This window comes from Pelagibacterium mangrovi (assembly GCF_036662815.1).
GTDB classification, from domain to species: Bacteria; Pseudomonadota; Alphaproteobacteria; order Rhizobiales; family Devosiaceae; genus Pelagibacterium; species Pelagibacterium mangrovi.
This window is the reverse complement of sequence record NZ_JBAFXA010000005.1, coordinates 320,911-341,804: the sequence shown is the minus strand read 5'-3', so window position 1 is coordinate 341,804 and position 20,894 is coordinate 320,911. Positions and strand designations below refer to the sequence as shown.

The 20,894-nt window shown below is 59.8% G+C and carries 17 protein-coding genes; 11 read left to right on the top strand and 6 right to left on the bottom strand.

What is annotated here, in order from left to right:
* Positions 1–25: 25 nt before the first annotated feature.
* On the bottom strand, positions 26–925 hold the full coding sequence (locus V4T21_RS11180; protein ID WP_332716561.1) for a DUF305 domain-containing protein: 900 nt from the start codon (positions 923–925) through the stop codon (positions 26–28).
* A gap of 391 nt (positions 926–1,316) precedes the next feature.
* Positions 1,317–2,057 carry a MauE/DoxX family redox-associated membrane protein gene (locus V4T21_RS11175; protein WP_332716559.1) on the bottom strand — a complete coding sequence of 247 codons (741 nt, stop codon included), beginning with the start codon at positions 2,055–2,057 and terminating at the stop codon, positions 1,317–1,319.
* Positions 2,058–2,389: 332 nt separating this feature from the next.
* Here V4T21_RS11175 and V4T21_RS11170 point away from each other — a divergent pair, with 332 nt between their 5' ends.
* From V4T21_RS11170 to V4T21_RS11145, 6 genes are all read left to right on the top strand, one after another.
* The gene (locus V4T21_RS11170) at positions 2,390–2,818 is read left to right on the top strand and encodes a DUF7282 domain-containing protein (protein WP_332716557.1); all 429 of its coding nucleotides are present in this window, start codon (positions 2,390–2,392) and stop codon (positions 2,816–2,818) included.
* Positions 2,819–3,872: 1,054 nt separating this feature from the next.
* Positions 3,873–4,325: a hypothetical protein gene (locus V4T21_RS11165; protein WP_332716555.1), complete on the top strand. Its 453-nt coding sequence runs from the start codon at positions 3,873–3,875 to the stop codon at positions 4,323–4,325.
* Entirely contained in the window at positions 4,322–5,257 is a 936-nt protein-coding gene (locus V4T21_RS11160; RefSeq protein WP_332716553.1) for a hypothetical protein, read from the top strand. Before V4T21_RS11165 ends, V4T21_RS11160 begins: the two co-directional genes overlap by 4 nt.
* Complete coding sequence (locus tag V4T21_RS11155; protein ID WP_332716551.1) at positions 5,254–7,572, top strand: integrase catalytic domain-containing protein; 2,319 nt, start codon at positions 5,254–5,256, stop codon at positions 7,570–7,572. The genes V4T21_RS11160 and V4T21_RS11155 overlap by 4 nt, the downstream gene beginning before the upstream one ends.
* A gap of 5 nt (positions 7,573–7,577) precedes the next feature.
* Positions 7,578–8,603 carry an AAA family ATPase gene (locus V4T21_RS11150; protein WP_332716549.1) on the top strand — a complete coding sequence of 342 codons (1,026 nt, stop codon included), beginning with the start codon at positions 7,578–7,580 and terminating at the stop codon, positions 8,601–8,603.
* A complete protein-coding gene (locus V4T21_RS11145; protein WP_332716546.1) occupies positions 8,600–10,552 on the top strand; it encodes a hypothetical protein in 1,953 nt (650 codons plus the stop codon). The genes V4T21_RS11150 and V4T21_RS11145 overlap by 4 nt, the downstream gene beginning before the upstream one ends.
* A gap of 839 nt (positions 10,553–11,391) precedes the next feature.
* Here V4T21_RS11145 and V4T21_RS11140 read toward each other — a convergent pair.
* The 3 genes from V4T21_RS11140 to V4T21_RS11130 all read right to left on the bottom strand — a co-directional run bounded on the left by V4T21_RS11140 (position 11,392) and on the right by V4T21_RS11130 (position 14,931).
* Positions 11,392–11,781, bottom strand: coding sequence for a DUF1850 domain-containing protein (locus V4T21_RS11140; RefSeq protein ID WP_332716543.1), 390 nt, complete (start codon positions 11,779–11,781; stop codon positions 11,392–11,394).
* Entirely contained in the window at positions 11,778–13,898 is a 2,121-nt protein-coding gene (locus tag V4T21_RS11135; protein ID WP_332716540.1) for a TRAP transporter permease, read from the bottom strand. Before V4T21_RS11135 ends, V4T21_RS11140 begins: the two co-directional genes overlap by 4 nt.
* 73 nt (positions 13,899–13,971) lie before the next feature.
* Complete coding sequence (locus V4T21_RS11130; RefSeq protein ID WP_332716538.1) at positions 13,972–14,931, bottom strand: TAXI family TRAP transporter solute-binding subunit; 960 nt, start codon at positions 14,929–14,931, stop codon at positions 13,972–13,974.
* 204 nt (positions 14,932–15,135) lie between these two features.
* Between V4T21_RS11130 and V4T21_RS11125 the strand changes: the two genes are divergently transcribed.
* From V4T21_RS11125 to V4T21_RS11105, 5 genes are all read left to right on the top strand, one after another.
* Positions 15,136–15,738, top strand: a complete 603-nt coding sequence (locus tag V4T21_RS11125; protein WP_332716536.1) for a 5'-methylthioadenosine/S-adenosylhomocysteine nucleosidase — start codon at positions 15,136–15,138, stop codon at positions 15,736–15,738.
* A 57-nt stretch (positions 15,739–15,795) separates the two neighbouring features.
* Positions 15,796–16,521 (top strand): endonuclease/exonuclease/phosphatase family protein, encoded by a 726-nt coding sequence (locus V4T21_RS11120; protein ID WP_332716534.1) that lies wholly within the window; start codon positions 15,796–15,798, stop codon positions 16,519–16,521.
* Between the two features lie 100 nt (positions 16,522–16,621).
* Entirely contained in the window at positions 16,622–18,430 is a 1,809-nt protein-coding gene (locus V4T21_RS11115) for an ABC-F family ATP-binding cassette domain-containing protein (protein WP_332716532.1), read from the top strand.
* Between the two features lie 291 nt (positions 18,431–18,721).
* On the top strand, positions 18,722–19,393 hold the full coding sequence (locus V4T21_RS11110; RefSeq protein WP_332716530.1) for a L,D-transpeptidase: 672 nt from the start codon (positions 18,722–18,724) through the stop codon (positions 19,391–19,393).
* Positions 19,394–19,464: 71 nt separating this feature from the next.
* Positions 19,465–20,652 carry a BaiN/RdsA family NAD(P)/FAD-dependent oxidoreductase gene (locus V4T21_RS11105; protein ID WP_332716528.1) on the top strand — a complete coding sequence of 396 codons (1,188 nt, stop codon included), beginning with the start codon at positions 19,465–19,467 and terminating at the stop codon, positions 20,650–20,652.
* Here the strand turns inward: V4T21_RS11105 and V4T21_RS11100 are convergent.
* A complete protein-coding gene (locus V4T21_RS11100; protein WP_332716526.1) occupies positions 20,649–20,867 on the bottom strand; it encodes a hypothetical protein in 219 nt (72 codons plus the stop codon). The two genes, V4T21_RS11105 and V4T21_RS11100, sit on opposite strands and share 4 nt — an antisense overlap.
* Positions 20,868–20,894: the final 27 nt, after the last annotated feature.

Sequence of the window (20,894 nt, the reverse complement as noted above, 5' to 3'; positions counted from 1 at the left end):
TGGCTTGCCGGCCCTTCCTCTACCCTTAAGCAGAACAGGCGACGTAGCCGCCATAGCCTACGCGGAGTTCGGATCCGATTTCGAACACCATGGTGGCTTCATTCTGATCAGCATCCCAGCCCTGTGCCTGTTGCTCCGACGTCAGGCTGATCCGAATGTCGCCCGCTTCATACCCAAGGGCTCCCTCGGAATTGCTGGCCAGCGCCAAGCGAACCAATGCTCCGTTGACTTTGATGAGGGCAGCATCTTCCCCGTCAGCGCCCGGGTTAAAAGCGAAAACAGGGTTTCCCTCGCTGGTGTAGCGAAACACGCAGCGACGATCTCCATCCAGACCCTCTTCGATCTGGGCATCATCGAGCGTCGCCGGATCCAGACCGGCGATCTGCGCACCCTCCAGTGCGGCTCCTGCCGTCATGAATTCTGCGGGCTCGTCGCCGAGCGCGGGATCGATTGCATCGTCAGGCGCACCACTATCGTCGCGATCCGCAAGGTCACCGATGAGAAACTTCATTTCTGAAATTTCCCGCTCCTGGGCCTCGATGATTTCGTCGGCGAGCTTGCGGACGCGCGGATCGGTAATCTGGGAGCGTTCAGAGGTCATGATGGCAATTGAGTGATGTGGGATCATTGCCTGCATGTATTCGCTGTCGTCAACGCTGACTTGACTACGCACTAACCAGAGCGCACCCGAAAACACGACGATTGAACCAGCGAAAATGGCGATGTTGAGCTTAGTGTTGTTGTACATCGAGAGCATGTACGCCAGCATGATGACGGCCATGGTGGCACCCATGACCAGCGCCATCCAGGCGCGGGTTTCACTCCAGAATACGTGCTCGAAAGCGTAGGTGTTGAGATACATCAGGCCGAACATGACCAGCGTCGACGTGGCGATCATGGCGGCAAAGCGCCAATACATTTTCATGAAACTTCTCCGATCGAAATGAATCCAAATGATTTGCGGACCTGCTTAGGTCCGGTTCATCTGGGCGGAGGTGGATCAATGCCTGCATTGTTAGCTGGTGGCGCTGGGAAAGCCCAATGATCGACCAATGTCTGCTTTTCGTCGGTATTTATGTTAATACCGGCGGGCAGCACAGCGGAGGTGGCGCAATGGAGATCGAAGGCGTTGCCGGACCCGGCGTGATGAGCCTGGCTTAGTTCACCTGGCGTATTTTGACCGAGCGACTCTGCATCTTGCGTGGGGGCGAGAAGGAATGTGTGTTCGCTTTGGCAAACTGCCCCAATCGCGGGCAGGGCCGTCAAGACCATCAAGAGAAAGCCCAGCGATATGGCCCTGCGGAAGCGCACAAGGGTCATAGCATCCTCATCATCCACAGCGCCATGGCGACCATCATCACGTTCTCAGTCAGGGACACGAAGCCCAGGGGGACGTTGCTGTTTCCGCCGACGCAAGCGCATTTGAGATCGCGCTTATCGATATAGACGGCTTTGAATACTGAAATGGCACCAATGGTGCCGATGACGAGGGCGACGGGGATCGCGATCCAGAGCAGAGCGCCTGCGATCATCAGAACGCCGGCGAGCGCTTCCCCGAAAGGATAGAAGTAGGCGTAAGGGACGTAGCGTTGCGCTACGAGATCGTATCCGAGGAACGTGTTTGAAAACGATGAGATGTCACGGAGCTTGAGGACCGCGAGGATGCACATGGAGATGGCGATGAACCACTCCACGGACCGAATGGTCACAACGGTGCCGAATGCTGCCCAGGTCGCGGCCAACGCCATTGCTGCAGCCATGGCAAAGACCGCGACTACCGGCGTGTAGCTTGTCTCGCCTTCATTTTTGCCTTTGCCAAAGTGCCTTTTGAGGTCGTCGTAACCGCCGACGCGCCTGCCACCAAGAAAGGTTTGCGGGGTGGTATCGACCTGATGCTCTCGCTTGAAAGCGTCGGTTTGCTCCCGAGTTGTCAGCCAGTTGTCCTCAACCTCGTAACCTTCGGACTTCAGCAGATGTCTCGATTTGAGGCCGAACGGACAGATATGGTCGTCCATCACCATCCGATAGAGTACAGCTTTTTCGGCACTTTTACTCATAGGTTCGCACCCCCTGTTGAAATGTAAACGGCCGGGCGGCGGCATGGTTCACGACTTCATCAAGGATAACTCGACGATTTCCGCGTCGACGGCGCTGCGGCCCGCGCCCTGAACGAGGATCGGCCAAACGGGTGATCTTCCCCAGCTTGTGAGTTCAGCAGGGGGAGTGGGGTTCTCTTCCCCACGTTGACGAACACCGATGTACCTTGCGTTTCCTGATTGCCAGATTGAAACTTTTCGGTCGGGGAAACGTAGCTTCTCCCAGCGGAGACATTTGTTTCTCTCCGTGGCCCTGTTCGGGTCATCTTGAATTCATCAAGGAGAAGAACACCATGCTGAAACAATCGATGGTCGCGTTGGCGCTTGGTTCGAGTGCATTGATGGCGGGTCCTGCACTGGCCGATCATCTCAATATTGCAACGGACGGCATTCAGGTCGATGGCGATACGGTGACTATACCCTCGGTCCTCATCGATGAACCAGGTTTCGTGGTCATTCACGAGGTTCTCGATGGTCAACCCGTGGTGCCGGCCTCGATCGGTCATGCATATGTGGAAGGCGGAACGACGGACAGCGTAGAGATTACTACGGAGTATCCGCTTGAAGATGGCGCCGACTACATCGTCATGCTGCATTATGATACTGACGGAGACGGGAAATATTCGTTCGGTGACGGAATGACCGATGTCGACACCCCGGCGCTCAACACGGAAGACGCTCCGTATGTTCAGCCGTTCACCGCCGGCGACTCCATGATGTAACGTTCGGCAACCGAATGATGGAGGCTCCATCATAGAACCAACATCAGGGTCCGTAGCACCACGCTGCGGGCCTTTTTATCTTTGGGCCGTTTAGTGGTGGGATGGGGACAAAGGTGATTGGCGACAACCGGGATCGTGATTTATGGCCATACGATTACGTTCGGCTCGTCGGCCTCAACGCATGGAAAAGATTCAGACGTGTGGTCGGGTCTCAACCGGCGGCCAATCGTCACCGAAAGGAGCGGGCCTGCGAATGGTGGGCAGGTGAACGCGGCGTTGCTCCAATCAGGCTTGGTCGACGTCAGTCTTAAGTGTCGTTTTTCGACATTCTAATTGACTTTCCGGTCCAATTCAGGCATAAGAGGCAATCTGACTTGTCGGCACTGAACCTGCCAGTCACCTCCCGATGCGAATCGATCACCGCTTTAGAGACATCGATTCGGAGGGAACGAGCGGTTATCGATATCCCTCCCCAAGAGAGAAATGTTTTTTTGCACTCACGATGACGTGATCGCACGCGCTTCTGCATGCGTCACTTTTCCTCATCGAGACATGCTCCCTTTCTTCTGGAAAATTCATGCTCAAGGGAATTGGACTGCGGCGATCCAACCCCGCCAGAATCGATGCGCGCGTCGATTTTACCCGCAACAACAAGCGCCGTCGATTAGTTAATGTAAAACATTAGGAAATGCCGATAGTGGACTCTTTTGACTCCACCAATTCAAAGGCCGGATGGCAAAAAGTTGGTCGCCACCCGTCACTTAGGGCTTTCAATCCCGACTGATTCGGAAAATCATGACATAGAGATTCGCAGCTGCCCTTCGGCGACACATTGCGGGTCAATAGGAAAGGAAAGGTAAAGGGGATAGGGAGCGCCAAGTGCAAGCTACCCCATAAAAGAAAGCGCCCAGGAAATCCTGAGCGCCTCTTTATCAGCATCAACCGTCTTTGCGCCCAAGACGTCGAAATCGAAGCGCAAAGACACAACCAAGTGCCCGAGGAGCATTGCGTACACGTGCGCACATGTCAACCCTCGGGCGCTGGAAGGACTGCCATGTCCAGCGTTATCTCAAGAGAGAGCCTCGGTCGCTTCGACCACCGTTCTGACCACAATGCCCTCGAAGGCACCTATCTCGTTCGTAGCGGTATCGATCCCGCTATCCTGAGCTTCAGCTACGCGAGTGGGGAACACATCTTCTTCCGCGACGGGGCGGGCAGGTTGGTCCATATTGCGGCGCATCAATTCCAGGTCGCTCGCGATGCCGGCGACGTTCTCGATGTGCACTTAAGTTCCCCACCTGTCATGCTTTTCGATGACTGCGGCACGGAGTGGATCGCCTACCTACTGAACTGCGATGATCAGTCTTGGCACTTCATGGTGGAGGCGTCGGGAGAGGTCGTTTCGTTTTCCGACGACGAGTATGAGGCGCTCCTTGACGCGGACCGCATTGTGCCCCTTGCCGATCTGGACGCCTGCTGCTGTTCTGGACCCGGGGGTGCAGCATGACGATGGCGAGCCTGGAGCGTTCTGATGCGGCTTGGGCCGAGATGGCTGCTCCGCCGGGCGAGTTCGTCCCGGAAGCCGTCGCACGGCAGCCGCGTGCACGCGAACGCCTCGACATTCGCCGGCAGCTTGAGCTCGATCGCGAACTCATCTTCGCACACATCTTCGTTTCGCTCGATGGCGGACCAGTGCGCACGATCATCAACGGGCTGCACAACAAGCCGACCGGACGCGAATATATGATCAAGTCCGCGTTTCGCGCTGCACCGTGGGAAAGCATGCGCGGCGAGCGCAGCTTCATGCGCTTGTGCGAAGTTGCGTCTCCTGTTCGCAGTTACCTCGCCCAACCTCATCGCCTCGAAATGCAGATCATCGGCGACATCGACCGGTGGGTCTATTTCCCCGACGCCCGCATCGAAGTCGATGAAGGTTTTGCCGATATGCTGAAGCGCGGCGTCCCGTTCGCGGAGGCTGTCGCCGATTGGCATCCAGACATGACTTTGGGCCGCGATGCCGTTCTGTTGGTCGAGATCAAGACTGACAAGGATCGACGGGCCCAGGATGATCTCTATCGTGCCAAGCTCGGGTTGGCGCGGGAAGTATATGAGAGGCTCGGCTGGCAATTTGCTGAGGTTCTCACGTCGCGAGATCTCGCAGTGCCCAAGATCGAGAGGGCGGTGCATGAGATCTGTCTTGATCACGATACTTCCATTACGGCTGAGGACGTTCGAGTAGCGCGTGAATGCACCGGAAGCGGTGTCGACCTCGGCCAGTTGATTACCGAATTGGGGGGACGACCCCTTGGCATGGCAAAGGCCGCCGCCCTTCATGTTCGGCGTATGATTTCTCTCGGCCTTGAAGAAGGATTGGCTGAGCATACAGCGGTTCATCTGGTTCCGGCAGGCCAGGATTTGTTCGGAGTCATGCGCAAATGACATTCGATGCAATGACACTCCCGAAGCTCGATTTCGACCTTCGAAAGGATGATCTCTATTGGGTCAAAACAAGCCCTGACGAAAAGCGTGCCCTTCGCTTCCTCCGTATGGATATGAAGGGTCTGTTGGTTTTTCAGGGGGACGACGGGCCGGATATCAAGATTGCCGTGCCGCTGTTCAAAACCATGCGTTCGGACGGGCGCGCGGCACGCGTCCCCAACAAGGTGCGAACCAAGAAGTCTCCATTGGAACTCGGCGACGTCAATCCGACCAATCTCCTCGATCCCGAGGAGCCGGGGATCACCACAACCGAACAGGCCCGTCGGCTCAAGCAAATCCGAATCTTCCAGAAGGCTCGCGACCTCCGCTGGTTCGTCGTTGAGGCAGATTTGGCCCCTCTGACGACCCGCGGGCACGTTGGTGTCGATCGTTTCATTAGTTCGAAACGGGCCGACGCGAAACGGGCGGGTATCAGGTGGACACCTTCCGCGCCCACGCTTTTGCGCGCCATCGACCAATGCGGCGAATTCCAGTCGCGGCCTTTGTCCGCCTTCTTTTACGACTACGGCAAGCACGAAAAGTTGCGTCGCTGGCATCCCTTCGTCATCAGCGAAGCCCAGAAGATGATCGAGGCGTTCTGGCACCCGGACAGAAAGCCCCATCACGAAGTCCGCAACGACTTCTACAACGCGATACTCAATGAGATCGCCCGTCTCAAGGGTGAGGGCCTGGCTATTCCGCCTTCCTTGCGCAAACCGGCCAAGGAGACAACGCGGCAATGGATTAATCTTGCGGAGAGCTGGTATCGCTGGCGGGACCGTTATGGGCAGCCGGCAGCCGATGCCCGCTACCTCGGCCGGGGCAGGTCCATCGAGGCAACGCGTCCGCTCGAATACGTGGTCTTCGACCACACTGTCGTAGACTGTTGGGCCCTCGTTGAAGATGAAGGCGGCAATATTCTGCTCGTCGAGAAGCCGACTCTGACACTTGCCGTCGATCTCAAGACCCGAATGCGTCTTGCGGCTTTTCTCTCTTACGAACCTCCGTCGCTGTATTCCGTAATGGCCTGCCTCAAGCAGGTTGTGCGGGTGAAAGACTGGCTCGTGGAGGAATTCGGCGCTGTCAAAGGGGCGTGTGACGGTTGGGGCAAGCCGAGGACGATTGTGGTCGATAACGGGTGGGAGTTCGCGGGTATGAGCTTTCAGGCCACGTGCGAGGCAGCGGGTATCAGTGTGATTTGGGCCCCGGTTCGCTGCCCGCAGTTCAAGGCAGTTGTCGAGCAGGCGTTTGATGATCTCAATGAGCACGTCTGGCATCGCATGAAGGGTGGCATCCCATTGACACCCCAGCTTCGGTCCAAGTTCAGGATCGATAACAGCACCAAAGCCGCACACACCATCCGTCAGATGGAATATTTGATGTGGCACCATTTCGTCCACGTCCGGCATCTCGAGCCCAACGAGGAGATCGGATGTGCACCGGCGTTGGCTTGGGCGAAGGGGCTTCAAGCCCACGGCAGGCGAACGGTTGATGATGTGACGGTGTTTGATGGCCTTCTGGGTGAGGGTGTGCGTTGCACGCTTACGCCGCAGGGCGTCGCCATCGATGGTCAACGTTTTCATGATCCCTCCATCACCTCGGATCTGCTGAACCGCCTTCTGAGATTCGCGCGAAAGGGAAACCGCACAAAGGATTTTGCACGCGCCGGCTCGATGGACGTCTATGCGACCCGCGATCGCGTTGATGCGAGTTATGTGATGGTTTGGGATTTCGAAGCCAAGAAGTCCATTCGGATGCCCAACGTCCGGAGCAGATACAGTCACGGCATCAGCTGGAAAGTCCTGAAAGAGGTCGAAAGGTTCGCCGCCGAGGAGAATCTCGCGTTCCACAGTGAGGACGAAATGATTGCTGCGCGAGCCGCGTTCAACGCCATGGTCCGCTCGGAATTGCCCCATCAAGGGTTCCGGGCAGCGCGCAAGCGGGCCGCGTTGATCGACAAGGCTCCGAGCCTGGTTCCGGGCGACCGAGTCAAGGAAGTGGCAATCCCTGCCAATCCCACCGGCGCTGTCAACATAGCACACGACACTGCCGCCGTGCATCGCACCGACGACCGCATCCCGCCTGCGGGACCAGACCGGAGCAGGCAGAAGAGAAAAAAGACGTCCAAGGGAACGCAAGGAGCGCGGACGCGGGATGCACTCCTGTCCGGAACTCAGCCACCAGATACCGAGGTTACGGTGATGGAGCCCAGCGCCTTCGCACTCGATGACCCGGCATCGTTCCTTCGACATCTTGCACAAACCGATGAGGACTAACATTCATGGCCAAAAACATCGCCCCGTCCACGACTGCTGTAATCACCGCAACGGTCTGGAATACGTTCGAATCTCTCTACATCCAGCACGGCGCTCTCGAGAAGGCGCATGACCAGTTCGATGCCGTCAGGCTGGCATTTGCCAAGAACAGGGAGTCAAACTCTCCGACCCGCGGCCTGTGCATTTTCGCTCCTTCCCATTCGGGCAAGAGCCATACGATTCGCAGCTACGTTCGGCAAAAAATCGTTCCTGCATTGTTGGCTGAAGATCCGGCCCTTAGCGTCATGGACGTGGAGGATCTCGTGCGGGAACAGAAAAAGGTCGTCCACGTGACGCTGTCGGCGCAGGCGACCCCGAAAAGTCTCGCCGTGGACATTCTTACCGCCTTGGAAGATGACGAGCCGGACCGGGGAACCAAGCAAACGTTGTGGCGTCGGGTTCACAAGCTTCTCAAGTCGGCCGGAACAGAGCTGCTGGTCATCGACGAAGTGCAGCATCTTGCCCACCGTCGCATCCGCTACAAGCAGAATTCCGATGAGATCGTTTATGACCATCAGCAGGACCAGACCGTCGCCGACACGCTCAAAGTCATGATGATCCGCGGGTCGGTCCCTATTGTGTTCTGCGGTATCCTGCAATCGCGCCAGCTTCTGTTCGCGTCTACCCAATTCAAGGGCCGGGTTCTCGACGAAATTCGGTTCGAAACCCTTCGCTGGGCAGTCGAAAGCGAGCGCATGGAGTTCTTCGCCTTCTGCGGTCGTCTTGCTCTGAAACTGAAGCAAACGGGGCTGCTGACGGAAGAGCCGCCCCTGGTTCACGACGATGTTCCCAGTGCACTCTATGCTGCATCAGGGGGACGGCTCGGCCTTGTTTGTCGCATCGTCGAAAAAGCCACCATTCTCGCATTGACGAGTGGATCGACGACCATTTCCCGCGATCATCTAAGCATGGCCGTCGACATCGTTATCGTCGCCCGCGGTGAATCTGCGCACAACCCGTTCAACAACAATCCCGGAGCCACGCTGGTATGAGACGCTTGATCATCGCTACCGACATCTATCCCGATGAGCATCTCCCTGGGGCAGTGGCGCGCGCTGCCGAAGCCAATGGGCGCCAACACTGTTTTGAACTGTTGCAGATGGTGGATGTGAAGAGCCACCATCCCGGAAGCAAGGTAACGGAACTCGACGATAACGAAGCCGAACGCCTGGCGGTGCTGATGCGCACGAGGGCGCCGTCGGTCTTGCAATCGCGGCACCTCGTTGATGACCTCGGGAACTGCGGTTTCTTTGGAACGACGATTCGTAACAGACACCGCGAAGCCCAGATCCGGCGTGTGTCGCCCCGGGCGATGGCGATGAAACCCTATGTGCGGGCGATGTGGCAGCTGAAGCCATTCTCGTTTGATCCGCAGACGAAGGAGGCATTGATCTCGGCGTGTCCGGTGTGCCATCGCGGACTCGGCTTTTCACGCACCCAGGGAATCTGCTTCTGCGACTGGTGCTCCTCTCCCGACGATCTGGGATTCGCACAGCCTACGGTCGATCTTCGAGACTTTCCCCAGCCCATCGTTGAACTCGAGGACATAGAGGCGCTGGACTTTGTTACCGGGCTTGTCGATCCTGATCCCGACGTTCGTTCCAGCTTCTCGCCCCAGCTCGACAATGACCTTTCCGGCTTGTCGAGGGGCGAGGTGTTCGAACTCGCCATGGCGATCACGGGAATCATTGAACAGGATCCTCGGCGCGCCGTGACATCGCCTGCAAAACCCAAGACGAGACAGGACTACGCACGGGTGTTCACCCCGGAGAGGGTTGCAGAGGCCGGCCGCATTCTTCTGAACTGGCCGAAGGGATTCGATGGCCTGTGCGAGAAGGCGCGCGCCACAGCGCCCGACCGTGCAGGGTTCTACGGCATCAAGTCCGAACTCGGCCAAGTCTACGCCCTGACTGTGGATCGCACGCTCTCCGAGCCTGCGCGCGCCCTCGTCCGCGGTGCCGTCGAGCGCAACATGGAGCTCACGTCGTCAGTCGTTCAAGTGCGCCGGGCGGAACATCGTGGCCGCTCGGACCTCATCACGATACAGGAGGCTGCGGAACGACACGGGCTGGATCGCCGCGTCTTCACCAAGCTCCTCCGGTTTCCCGAGGTGACCCGATACAGATCTTCAGGAACGTCGAAGGGACCGGTCCTTCTGGTGTCGGAGGAGATCGCGTCCCTGGTCGCACTGCGCGAAGATCTGGAGAGTTCATCCAGTGTCGGGTTGCGCCTCGGCATCCCCAATGGGTCGGTTTCACAACTTGCCGCGGCAGGCCTGATCGAGAAGGTGACCGGACCCGTTCTGGCTACGGTCACGGGCAAGCACCAATATCGCCGTTCCTCCGTCGATAAGCTGATTGGCGACATCGAGGCCAGGATCGTTCCCCGCGACAAAGGAGAATTTCACATCCGCTTGACGAAGGCGATGTATCGCTTGCCGGCCGGCGAGAAGCCTTGGGTGCCCGTTGTTCAGGCTATTCTAGACGATCGCCTTAAGGTGTTCGCCGTGAAGGGCCGACTGGAAGCCACTCTGATTCGATTGGCCGCGCCCTCCTTCGAAGCGATCACGCGTGTTTTGGATTGTGGGTATCGTCCCCCGATCCCGATCGAGCCGACAGTGACGCGTGCCGAAGCGGCCGATCTGCTCGGCATAACTGTCGCGACGACCATCGCGATGGTCAACGAAGGCATCATTCCCTCCCACGGGTCTGGGGTCTGCACCATTTATCGTCGCGATGTGCTGGCGGTCGCTGAGGCCTACATCACGACTGCCGAGATCTCGAGAATGATGGGTGTCGGCTACCGGTGGGTGAGGACCCGCCTGGCCACCCTTGGCGTCGAGCCACAATTTGAACTTCGAAAAAACCGGGGACTTGTCTACGACAGAAGGCAGGTCGTCGCCCTCTGCGCCCAACTCCGCACAAGGGAGGATGCTGCGTGAACACGACCCCGAAAACAACTGGGACGGCCGATCTGGAAGAACGCAAAAATGCTGCGCGTGCCGAGCTCGATGCGCGGGCGCAAGGCGATCTCTTCCTTGATGGCGAAATCAACCAGGCAGAAACGTTGGCCGAGATCGATGGCCTTGTGAGGTCAAGAAAGCGCAGAAGGCCCAGAGCGACTCGATCTGCAACTGCGACGGAGGCTGTCCAGATGGTGATGGATCTGGAGAAGGTGCCTGCCACGGGTCTCGACCACGAAGATTTCGCACCAGAGCCTTCGGAAGACGTTGCGGACCATCACCAGGACTTGTCCATTGGCGCTGTGGTGATTCAGGGTTCGTCACAATGCCGTTCGTCGCCTTTCAATCGGATTCCATATCGGCAGTGGCGCGTCCCGCCGCACTCAAATCCCGCAGTTAAAGTCGATCTCCGAGCGCGATGGAAATCGGGACCGGTGGATGGCAATTGCCGGAACCCCGTCCGTCATAACAGCCCATCGGGTGGAGTTGGTCCTCGAACGGCAACAATGCGCGGTCCACCGTTAAAATCTCGCTTCTAGATCAGCAATTGAGATGCCGCTTCACCGCGGTGGCTTCGCGCGTGCGGTTTTCGCCGGCAGATCGAAGGATCTGCCGGCTTTTTTTGCCTCCGACTATTGTGGAGCCGCTGACCTCAAAATCGATTCACAAAACATGGTCGATGGCTGCATATCGACTCACAATTCCCGGTTTCTTCTGATATTCGACTCACAAAATGTGGTCGATGGGACTCAGCGTTTTTGGCCGATGCCTGGTTTTCTGGGATCAAATCGACTCAACTTTTTTTGGTCCCATCAAAACTATTCGAAAGTGTCCGGTGGCTCGGAGCATTGGGTGCCTGCCCAAAGCGTGATGGAGCCTTCCGCGTCGGGGCCGAGTTCGAGGCATTGTGAGCCGGTGCATAGGGTCCAGTTGGAGGGCGTCGTGCCCGATGCTGCGAGCGAGAGCGACGCCAGCGGCGCGAGGGCAGGTGTGTAAGCCCAGCCCTGTTCGGTTCGCTTTGCGTTTTCCGGAAGGTAGATGCCGGCGCCCGAGCCCTGCACGGTGCCTTCAACCACTTGTAGCCTGCCGTCGGTGACGACCCACTGTTCCTGCCAGAGTGTTCTTTCCACCGAATGGGTCCAGGAAAGGCTGAAGGCGGTTGCCGCGAGCGCGATGATCTTCCCGCTCGCGGCGATGCAGAGCATCATGCAATTTGTTCCTTGCGACGCAGGGTTCTGGCGCGCCAGATTTGATAGCCGATCAGGGCGATCCCCAGGACGAGGCCGATTTCGTCGGTGAACGGTAGTGCGAGGATCAACAGCAGGCCGGCGGCAAAGAACAGGATGCGTTCGACCATCCCGGCCTTGACCAACAGGAACCCGACCAGCGCCACGCCCCAGAGTCCAATGCCGAAGCAGGCCTTGAGGACGATATAGGCGACCTCCACCGGATAGCCGAAGTTTGCCGCGATCCAGCCGCCGTCCTGAAGCATCAGGGAGGGGGTGTAAACGGCCATGAACGGGATGACGAAGCCGGCTGCGGCGAGCTTGACCGCCTGGATCGAAATCTTGAACCCGGATGTCTTGGCCATGGGCGCGGCGGCGAAACAGGCAAGGGCCACCGGCGGGGTCAGGTCGGCCATGATGCCGAAATAGAAGACGAACATGTGGCTGACCAGAAGTGGCACGCCAAGTTCCAGCAACGCCGGACCGGCGAGCGAGGAGGTGATGATGTAGTTGGGAATGGTGGGGATGCCCATGCCCAGGACGAGGCAGGTGAGCATGGTGAGGACGAGGGAGAGAAACAGATTGTTCTCGCCCACTGTGATGATCGCCGAGATGAAGGTGGAGGCGATGCCGGTGAGGGTCAGCGTTCCGATCACAATGCCCACCACGGCGCAGGCGATGCCGACGGGCAGGGCGTTGCGGGCGCCCTGAGCAAGGGAATCGCGGCAGATGACGATGGTTTCGCGACCGCCCTTGAAAAGGGCGCAGCCGATAAGCAGACCGGCGATAACGATCATCAGCAGATTGACGCCGAACCGGAGGAAGGAAGCCGCTGCAAGGCCGAGCGCTATCCAGAACACGACGCGGAAGGCGAAGGGGCCGATCAGCGCTGCGACGGGAGAGCCCAGGATCAGCACGGCAATAAGCGCCAGACCCATGGTGCCGGCAAATATCGGCGTGTAGCCGGCAAAGAGCAGGAAGATCAGCATGCCCAGCGGGAGCACGAGCGGCCATTGCGATTTGATCGCTGCCCAGGGATTGGGCAGGGAATCCTTGGCCAGCCCCCGAAGGTTAAGCTTGCCGGCCTCCAGATATACCATCCAGAAGCAGACGCCGAAATAGAGGATTGCCGGGATGATGGCGGCCTGAACGACAGCGGCATAGGGCACGTTGAGCGTTTCGGCCATGATGAAGGCGACAGCGCCCATCACGGGCGGCATGATCTGGCCGCCCATCGATGAGGTCGCCTCGACGCCCCCGGCAAATGGCGATTTGAAGCCTGAACGCTTCATCAGGGGGATGGTGAACTGGCCGGATGCGACGACGTTGGCAACGCCCGAGCCCGAGATGGTGCCCATGAGGGCGGAGGAAAGCACGCAAACCTGTGCCGCGCCGCCGCGCCAGCCGCCAACGAGCCCCAGGGCGAAATCGTTGAACAGCGCCAGCATGCCGGCGCGTTCGAGAAAGGCGGCGAAGAGAACGAAAATGAAGATATAGGCGGCCGAGACATAGATCGGGGTGCCGTAGATGCCTTCGGTGCCGAAGCCCATGTGCTCGATGATCTGATCGAACCCGTAGCCGCGATGGATGAGCGGGGGCGGCAGGTATTGGCCGAAAAAGCAGTAGGCGAGGAAAATGCCGGCGATCAGCGCCAGCGGCCATCCCATGAGCCGGCGGCTTGCCTCGAAGACGAGGACGACCAACGTCGTGCCGACAACGAGATCGGCCGGGGTGAGAAAGCCGGTGCGGCGGATGATGTCGACATAGAACACCCAATTGTAGATGCCGGTGAGAAAACCGGCGATGCCGAGCGCCCAGAAGAAGGTCTTGGAAATGCGGGTTTTGGCGACGAGGTTGCCAATGAGGGCAAAGCCCAGCAGCAGGAGGAAGCCCACATGCATGGCGCGCACGACCTGGCTGGGCAGCGTGCCATAGGCGGCGGTCCAGAGCTGGAACAGGGCGAAAACGATGGCGATGGTATAGGCGGCGGTGCCGGAAAATCCGGTGCCGAATCCCGGCGGCAGTCCCTCGATCGCTTCTTCCGGGTCGTTGGGCTGCTGGATGAATTCGTCCGCACGGACTTCACCGGTCTGCGACATGTTCTCTTTCCTCCCCAAAAGAGCGGTCGCGCGACCCGCTGCATGGTTCTTGCGGGTCGCGCGGATATGGTTGTTATTCGATGATGCCCTGTTCGCGATAGTAGCGCTCGGCCCCGGGGTGGAGCGGGATCGGGAGACCTTCGACGGCAGCTTCGATATCGATCGAGGCGGCGGCGCTATGGGCGGCTTCCATGCGATCGAGGTTCTCGAACAGCAGCCTGGTCATCTCATAGGCCATTTCCTCGCTGACGCCGTCATGGGTGACCAGGATGTTGCCGATGGCGGCGGTGGGCACGTCGTCGGTCTGGCCGCTATAGGTCTCAGCCGGGATCACGGCAGGAACATAGGGGGCGCCGATCGATTCCACGACGTCGGCGGGAATGGCCACGATGTTGATTTCGTGCGTGGCGGTGAGATCCTGAATGAAGGCGACGCCAAGGCCGGCCGATTGCAGGGTGGAATCGAGCTGGCGGTTCTTGATGAGCTCTGCCGATTCCGCATAGGGCAGATACTCAAGGCGCCCCAGATCATCATAGGAAAGGCCCGCCGCTTCAAAGATGGCACGGGCGTTGAGTTCGGTGCCTGAAGCAGGAGCGCCGACCGACATGGACTTGCCGGGCAGGTCTTCGAGGCTGACGATACCCGACTGCGCATCGGCGACGATCTGGACGTAGTTGGGATAGATGGCGCCGATGGCCCGCAGACCTTCCAGCGGGCCGGGGAAACCGGCTTCTTCATTGCCTTCCCAGGCAAGGGCGACCGAATCACCGAGGGCGAAGGCGATTTCGCCACGGCCCTGGGCCAGCAGGTTGAGGTTTTCCACCGACGCCTTGGTGGCCTGCACCTGGGTGCGGGAACCCTCGATTCCGTCGGCGTAGATTTCGCTCAGCGCGACGCCAAGAGGATAATAAACGCCCGAGGTGCCGCCGGTGAGGACGTTGATGAATTCCTGGCCTTGCGCTGCAACAGGAGCGGCGGCGAGTGCGGTGCCCACGAGGGCCGTCGCGCCGAGGCGCGTGAAAATTGCATTCATGGATATGCCTCCCAAAAGGTTGTTCGACCCGCCAACTCCTCACGGCGGGTCGAATTGTATTGTGCAATCGCAGAGCCCGGTCGGCAACCGCAACAATTGATTACGGCGTGGCGGTTTTGCCGGAGGCATCACAATGGACAAGCCGACTTGCGCGAATGGCTTGGTTCTGGTGGTCTTGCAAGGATTGCAACCGGGCGAGTTTTTATGACCAGCATACTCTATGTCATGGCGGCTGACGCCGAATACGGCCCCAGCCTCAAGGCCCGAATTACGCCGTTGATGACGGGAATCGGGCCCGTGGAGGCGGCCGTTTCGGTTACGCGCGCCCTTGCCGAGGCGCAGGGCAGGGGGAGCCTTCCCGATCTTGTGGACTCGCTCGGATCGGCGGGTTCGGCTGTGCTGGAGCACGTGGGAGTCTATCAAGCCTCATCGGTTTCCTACCGGGACATGGACGCGAGCGCGCTGGGCTTTCCGCGCGGGGTGACGCCATTGCTCGATCTCGATGCGGAGATCGTACTGGATAGGCAGATAAAAGGGGTGCCTTCGGTGCGGCTCTCGACCGGGGGCAATGTCGTTTCGGGAGCGGCCTATGGCGCTATCGATGCCGATATGGTGGATATGGAATCGTTTGCCGTGCTGCGCGCATGCCAAAGTTTTGGGGTTCCGCTGATCGTGCTACGGGGTATATCGGACGGAGCGAGCGAGTTGACGGGGATTTCGGATTGGACACAGGACCTGGGAATCATCGATCAAAAACTCGCGCGGGCCATCGATCTTATTGAGGCCCAGATCGCAACGCTTTTATAGCAACCAACGTGGGCCGACCTTCATTGACCTGCCACATCCTCGGACAATGATGGTTCCATGATCTCTGTTGCGTCCTACAATATCCGCAAGAGCGTCGGCACCGATTGGCGGCGCGATCCCGGCCGTATTCTCGATATCCTCAACGAAGTGAACGCCGATGTGGTGGCGCTTCAAGAGGTCGATCGACGGTTCGGCAGCCGCACGGCGTCGCTGTCGCAGGATTTGATCCTGGAGCGCACCGATTATGAAGCGATAAGCTTTGGGGTACGCTCCGAAAGCCTGGGCTGGCATGGCAATACCATTCTCCATAAGCGCGGGATCACCGTGCTGGATACCATGACGCTGACGTTGCCCGCGCTCGAGCCGCGTGGCGCGGTGCTGGCCGATCTGCAGATCGGGCAGGAGCGGATGCGGGTTATCGGGCTGCACCTGGGGCTGGTCGATCTCTGGCGCCGCCGACAGGCGCAATCGGTGCTCAACCAGCTCGACGTGCTCGACGAGACGCTGCCCACGGTGATCATGGGCGATCTGAACCAGTGGACGACCGAAGGGGGATGTCTTTCCCACTTCGCGGAAAACCATCGGGTGATCGCGCCGGGTCCGAGTTTTCATTCCTCGCGGCCTGTTCTCAATTTCGACCGGATCATCACCACGATGGATATCGAGGTGACGGCGTCGGGCGTTCACACCTCGGAAACCGCGCGCAAGGGGTCCGATCATCTGCCGGTCTGGGCGCGCCTGAAGATCGACTCGGAGGCCGCGGCGATGGCCCGGTCGGCCTAGTTAGCCCGCTTCCGAACCGCGAGCCGCGCCAGAACGCCTCTTGCACTGGAGAGGGTTTTTCGCCACATCTCGCGCGTTCCTGCCAACTCTATGGATATCCATGCCCGCTCCGCTTCTCGCCCTGCAATCGATCCGCCTTGTCATGGGCAGCGCCCCGTTGCTCGAAGGGGCCGATCTCTCGGTCGCACCGGGTGACAAGATCGCGCTCGTGGGGCGCAACGGGTCGGGAAAGTCGACGCTGCTCAAGATCGCTGCCGGGGCCATCGAGCCCGACGGGGGCGAGCGGTTTTTTCAGCCGGGTGCAACCGTGCGGTATTTGCCCCAGGAGCCGGACCTTTCTGGTTTCTCGACGACCCTGGACTATGTGGAAGATGGGCTGGAAGGCGCCGACGTTCCGTTTCGCGCGCAGTATCTGCTGGAACAACTCGGGCTGACCGGCAAGGAAAACCCGGCGTCGCTTTCAGGCGGCGAGGCCAGGCGGGCGGCACTGGCGCGGGTGCTGGCGCCCGAACCCGATATTCTTCTGCTCGACGAACCGACGAACCATCTGGACCTGCCGGCCATCGAATGGCTGGAAAGCGAGCTCAAATCGCTGCGCTCGGCATTGGTGCTGATCAGCCACGACCGGCGGTTTCTGTCCGATTTGACGCGTTCGACGGTCTGGATCGACCGGGGGCAAACACGCCGGATCGATCAGGGCTTTGCAGGATTTGAGGCCTGGCGCGACGACTTCCTCGAACAGGAAGAGAAGGAACAGCACAAGCTGGCCCGCAAGATCGCGGCGGAAGAACATTGGGTGCGCTATGGCGTCACCGCGCGCCGCAAGCGCAATGTGCGCCGCATGGATCTGCTCTCGGGCCTGCGCCAGCAGGTGCGCGATTATCGCGGGCCGCAGGGCAATGTCAAAATGACGGTTGCCGAAGGCCGCTCTTCCGGCGCGATGGTGGTGGAGGCTGAGGAGATTTCGAAATTCTTCGGCGAGCGGGCGATCGTCAAGGATTTCTCGATCCGTATTCTCCGAGGCAGCCGCGTGGGTATCGTCGGTCCCAACGGGGCCGGGAAAACGACGCTGATCCGCATGCTGACGGGCAGTCTGGAGCCCGACACCGGTTCGGTTCGTCTCGGCACGCGGCTGGAACTGGCCGTACTCGACCAGCGCCGCGCTTCGCTCGATCCGGAAGCAACCCTCAAGGACGTGCTGACCGGCGGGGGGAGCGACACCCTTACGATCAATGGCGCGCCCAAGCACGTCATCGGCTATATGAAGGAATTCCTGTTTACGCCCGAACAGGCACGCACCGCCGTGGGCAAGCTGTCGGGCGGCGAGCGCAATCGCGTGACGCTGGCGCGCGCGCTGGCGTTGCCCTCCAACGTTCTGGTGCTGGACGAGCCGACCAACGACCTCGATCTGGAAACGCTCGACCTGCTTGAGGAAATGATCGCCGACTATGCAGGCACGGTCATCGTCGTCAGTCACGACCGCGATTTTCTCGACAAGGTGGCGAGCTCGGTCATTGTGGCGGAGGGCGATGGCGTGTGGGCCGAATATGCGGGCGGCTATTCGGACATGGTGGCGCAGCGCGGGGCGGGAGTTTCGGCGCGACGGGTTGAAAAGCCGGCGGTGGCCGCGAAAGAACGATCTTCGGCTTCGGCCCCCACCCAGCAGCAAAAGCGCAAGCTCTCGTTTAAAGAGAAGCATGCGCTGGAAACGCTGCCCAAGGAGATGGACGCGCTGAGGAAAAAAATCGCGACGCTTCAGTCCAAGCTCGACGATCCGAATCTTTATTCCCGCGATTTCCAGGCCTTCGAAAAGACGACCGCCGACTTCACGGATGCCCAGCAAGCGTTGGGTGAAATGGAAGATCGCTGGCTGGAGCTCGAAATGCTGCGCGAGGAGCTCGAAGGCTGACGGGCTGGTCACAAATCTGCGAGCGGCGGCCGGCCCTTATCGGCTGATAAACTCTTTGCGGTATTGCTTGGCGTTGACGGGCGCAGGGCGATTTTTTCCCGGTATTCCGGGATTTTTGGCCGTTTTATAGGGTCTCGCCAATTGCGATGGAGCGCTCCGGGGCAGGCTGCTTATGTGGTGCAGTTCGGCAACACCGGGATTTTGGACTCATGGTGGGAGGGAACAATGTCGAGCCCGCCATATTTCCATCGCGCGCGCCGAAGACGCCAAGCTTAGCCAGAAGAAGACAAGATGACCCTAGCCAATCCCACTCTCCCCCGCCGTCAGTTTCTTGCTGGAGCCGCCAGCCTTTCCGCGTTGGCCCTCGCGGGTTGCTCGAGCACGTTGAGCGAGCCCGAGGCTCCCGCAACGCCGCAATTCGATCCGTTCTACGTCAATATGTACAGCGCGGTTTCCGACGGGACGCACTACGTTCCCGCCGTCGACCTGCGCTATATCGAGCCTGCCTATTACCGGAGCGTCGTGCCCGATCCGACCGGTGAGCGGCCCGGCACGATCTATATCGATACCGCCGCCCACTATCTCTATCACGTCCGTGAGGGCGGGCAGGCGATGCGTTACGGCGTCGGGCTCGGTCGCGACGGTTTCAGTTGGTCGGGACGGGGCGTGATCCAGTTCAAGCGCGAATGGCCCACCTGGACCCCGCCATCGGCCATGATCGAGCGCGAGCCGCATCTGGAAGAATGGCGCAACGGCCAGCCGGGCGGTATCGACAATCCGCTCGGCGCGCGGGCGCTCTATATCTTCCAGAACGGCCGTGACACGCTCTATCGCATCCACGGCACTCCGGAGCCCTGGACCATCGGCAAGAACGTCTCGTCGGGCTGCGTGCGCCTGATGAACCAGGACATCATGGATCTCTACGATCGCGTGACGGGCGGTTCGACGCTGATCGTCGCCTGAGCGATTTCCCATTTGCGGTTAAAGAGCCCGTCCGGTAGCAACCGGGCGGGTTCGTTTTTATCGGAGCAGGCATGCGGACGTTCGACGTTATCGTGATCGGAGCGGGCGCCGCGGGCATGATGTGCGCGGCGAGCGCGGGGCAGCGGGGTCTGTCGGCGCTGGTCATCGACCATGCAGAGGCCCCGGGCAAGAAAATCCGCATATCGGGGGGAGGGCGGTGTAATTTCACCAACATCCATACCGCGCCGCAGGCCTTCCTCTCGCGCAATCCGAAATTCGCGATTTCGGCGCTCAAGCGTTACAGGCCGGCCGATTTTATAGCGCTCGTCGAACGCTATGGCATCGCCTACCACGAAAAGACGCTGGGACAACTCTTTTGCGACGGTTCGGCCCAGCAGATCATCGATATGCTGCTCGCGGAGATGGAAAAAGGCGGCGTGACGCTTGCGCTGGAGACGGTGGTCGATGCGATCGAGCGGAACGACGATGGCTTTCACTTGAGCCTTGGGGCCGGCGAAAGAGTGCTTGCGCGCTCGCTGGTCATTGCCACGGGGGCAAAATCCATCCCCAAAATGGGCGCAACGGGGTTTGCCTATAAGGTCGCCGAGCAATTCGGCGTGCCGGTCACCGAAACGCGGCCGGCTCTCGTGCCCCTGACCTTCGAGACCGGCATGCTTGAAACGCTTCGCCCGCTGGCCGGGGTTTCCCTCGACGCCAATGTGCGCGCCGGCAAGACGGTGTTTCGCGAGGGGCTGCTGTTTACCCATCGGGGGATGAGCGGGCCCTCCATCCTGCAGATTTCATCGTACTGGCGCGAGGGGGAGCCGATCACCATCGATATGGCGGCGGGGGTCGATATGGCGGATTGGATAGGCGAAGCCCGAGCGCGGAACGGGCGTCAGTCGGTGGTTGCAGCGCTGGGCGAAATCCTGCCGCGCCGGGTGGCCGAACTGGTGGTTGGCGAGGCTGGGGTATTGGGCAATCTCGCCGATCTCGACAGGAAGGCCATGGCGAGATTGGTGGCGGGCGTTTCCGACTGGCAGGTCAAGCCGGTGGGTACCGAGGGCTACAGGACCGCTGAAGTGACGCTGGGCGGTATCGATACGGCGGCGCTGCAATCGTCCGACATGCAGGTCAAATCGGTGCCGGGGCTTTATTTTATCGGCGAGGCTGTCGATGTGACCGGATGGTTGGGTGGATATAATTTTCAGTGGGCCTGGGCATCGGGGCGGGCCGCAGGGCTCGCGCTGCCGGCCTAGCTACGGGCAAAGACGGGGTAGATGTCCCCGGCGATGTTGGCGAGGCGGAGATCGGCGCTCGAGGGTGAAAGATGGCTTGCCGCCAAGGCATATCCGGCAATGGCCAGGGCAATGATTGCGACCCACCCGATGACGAAGCCCTTCCGGTTATAACCCTTGATAGGCGCCGTGGAGGCAGGGTGTGCGGGACGGCGGGCAAGGGCAGAAAGGCTCATGGGCAATCACTCCGGAAATTGCGCCCC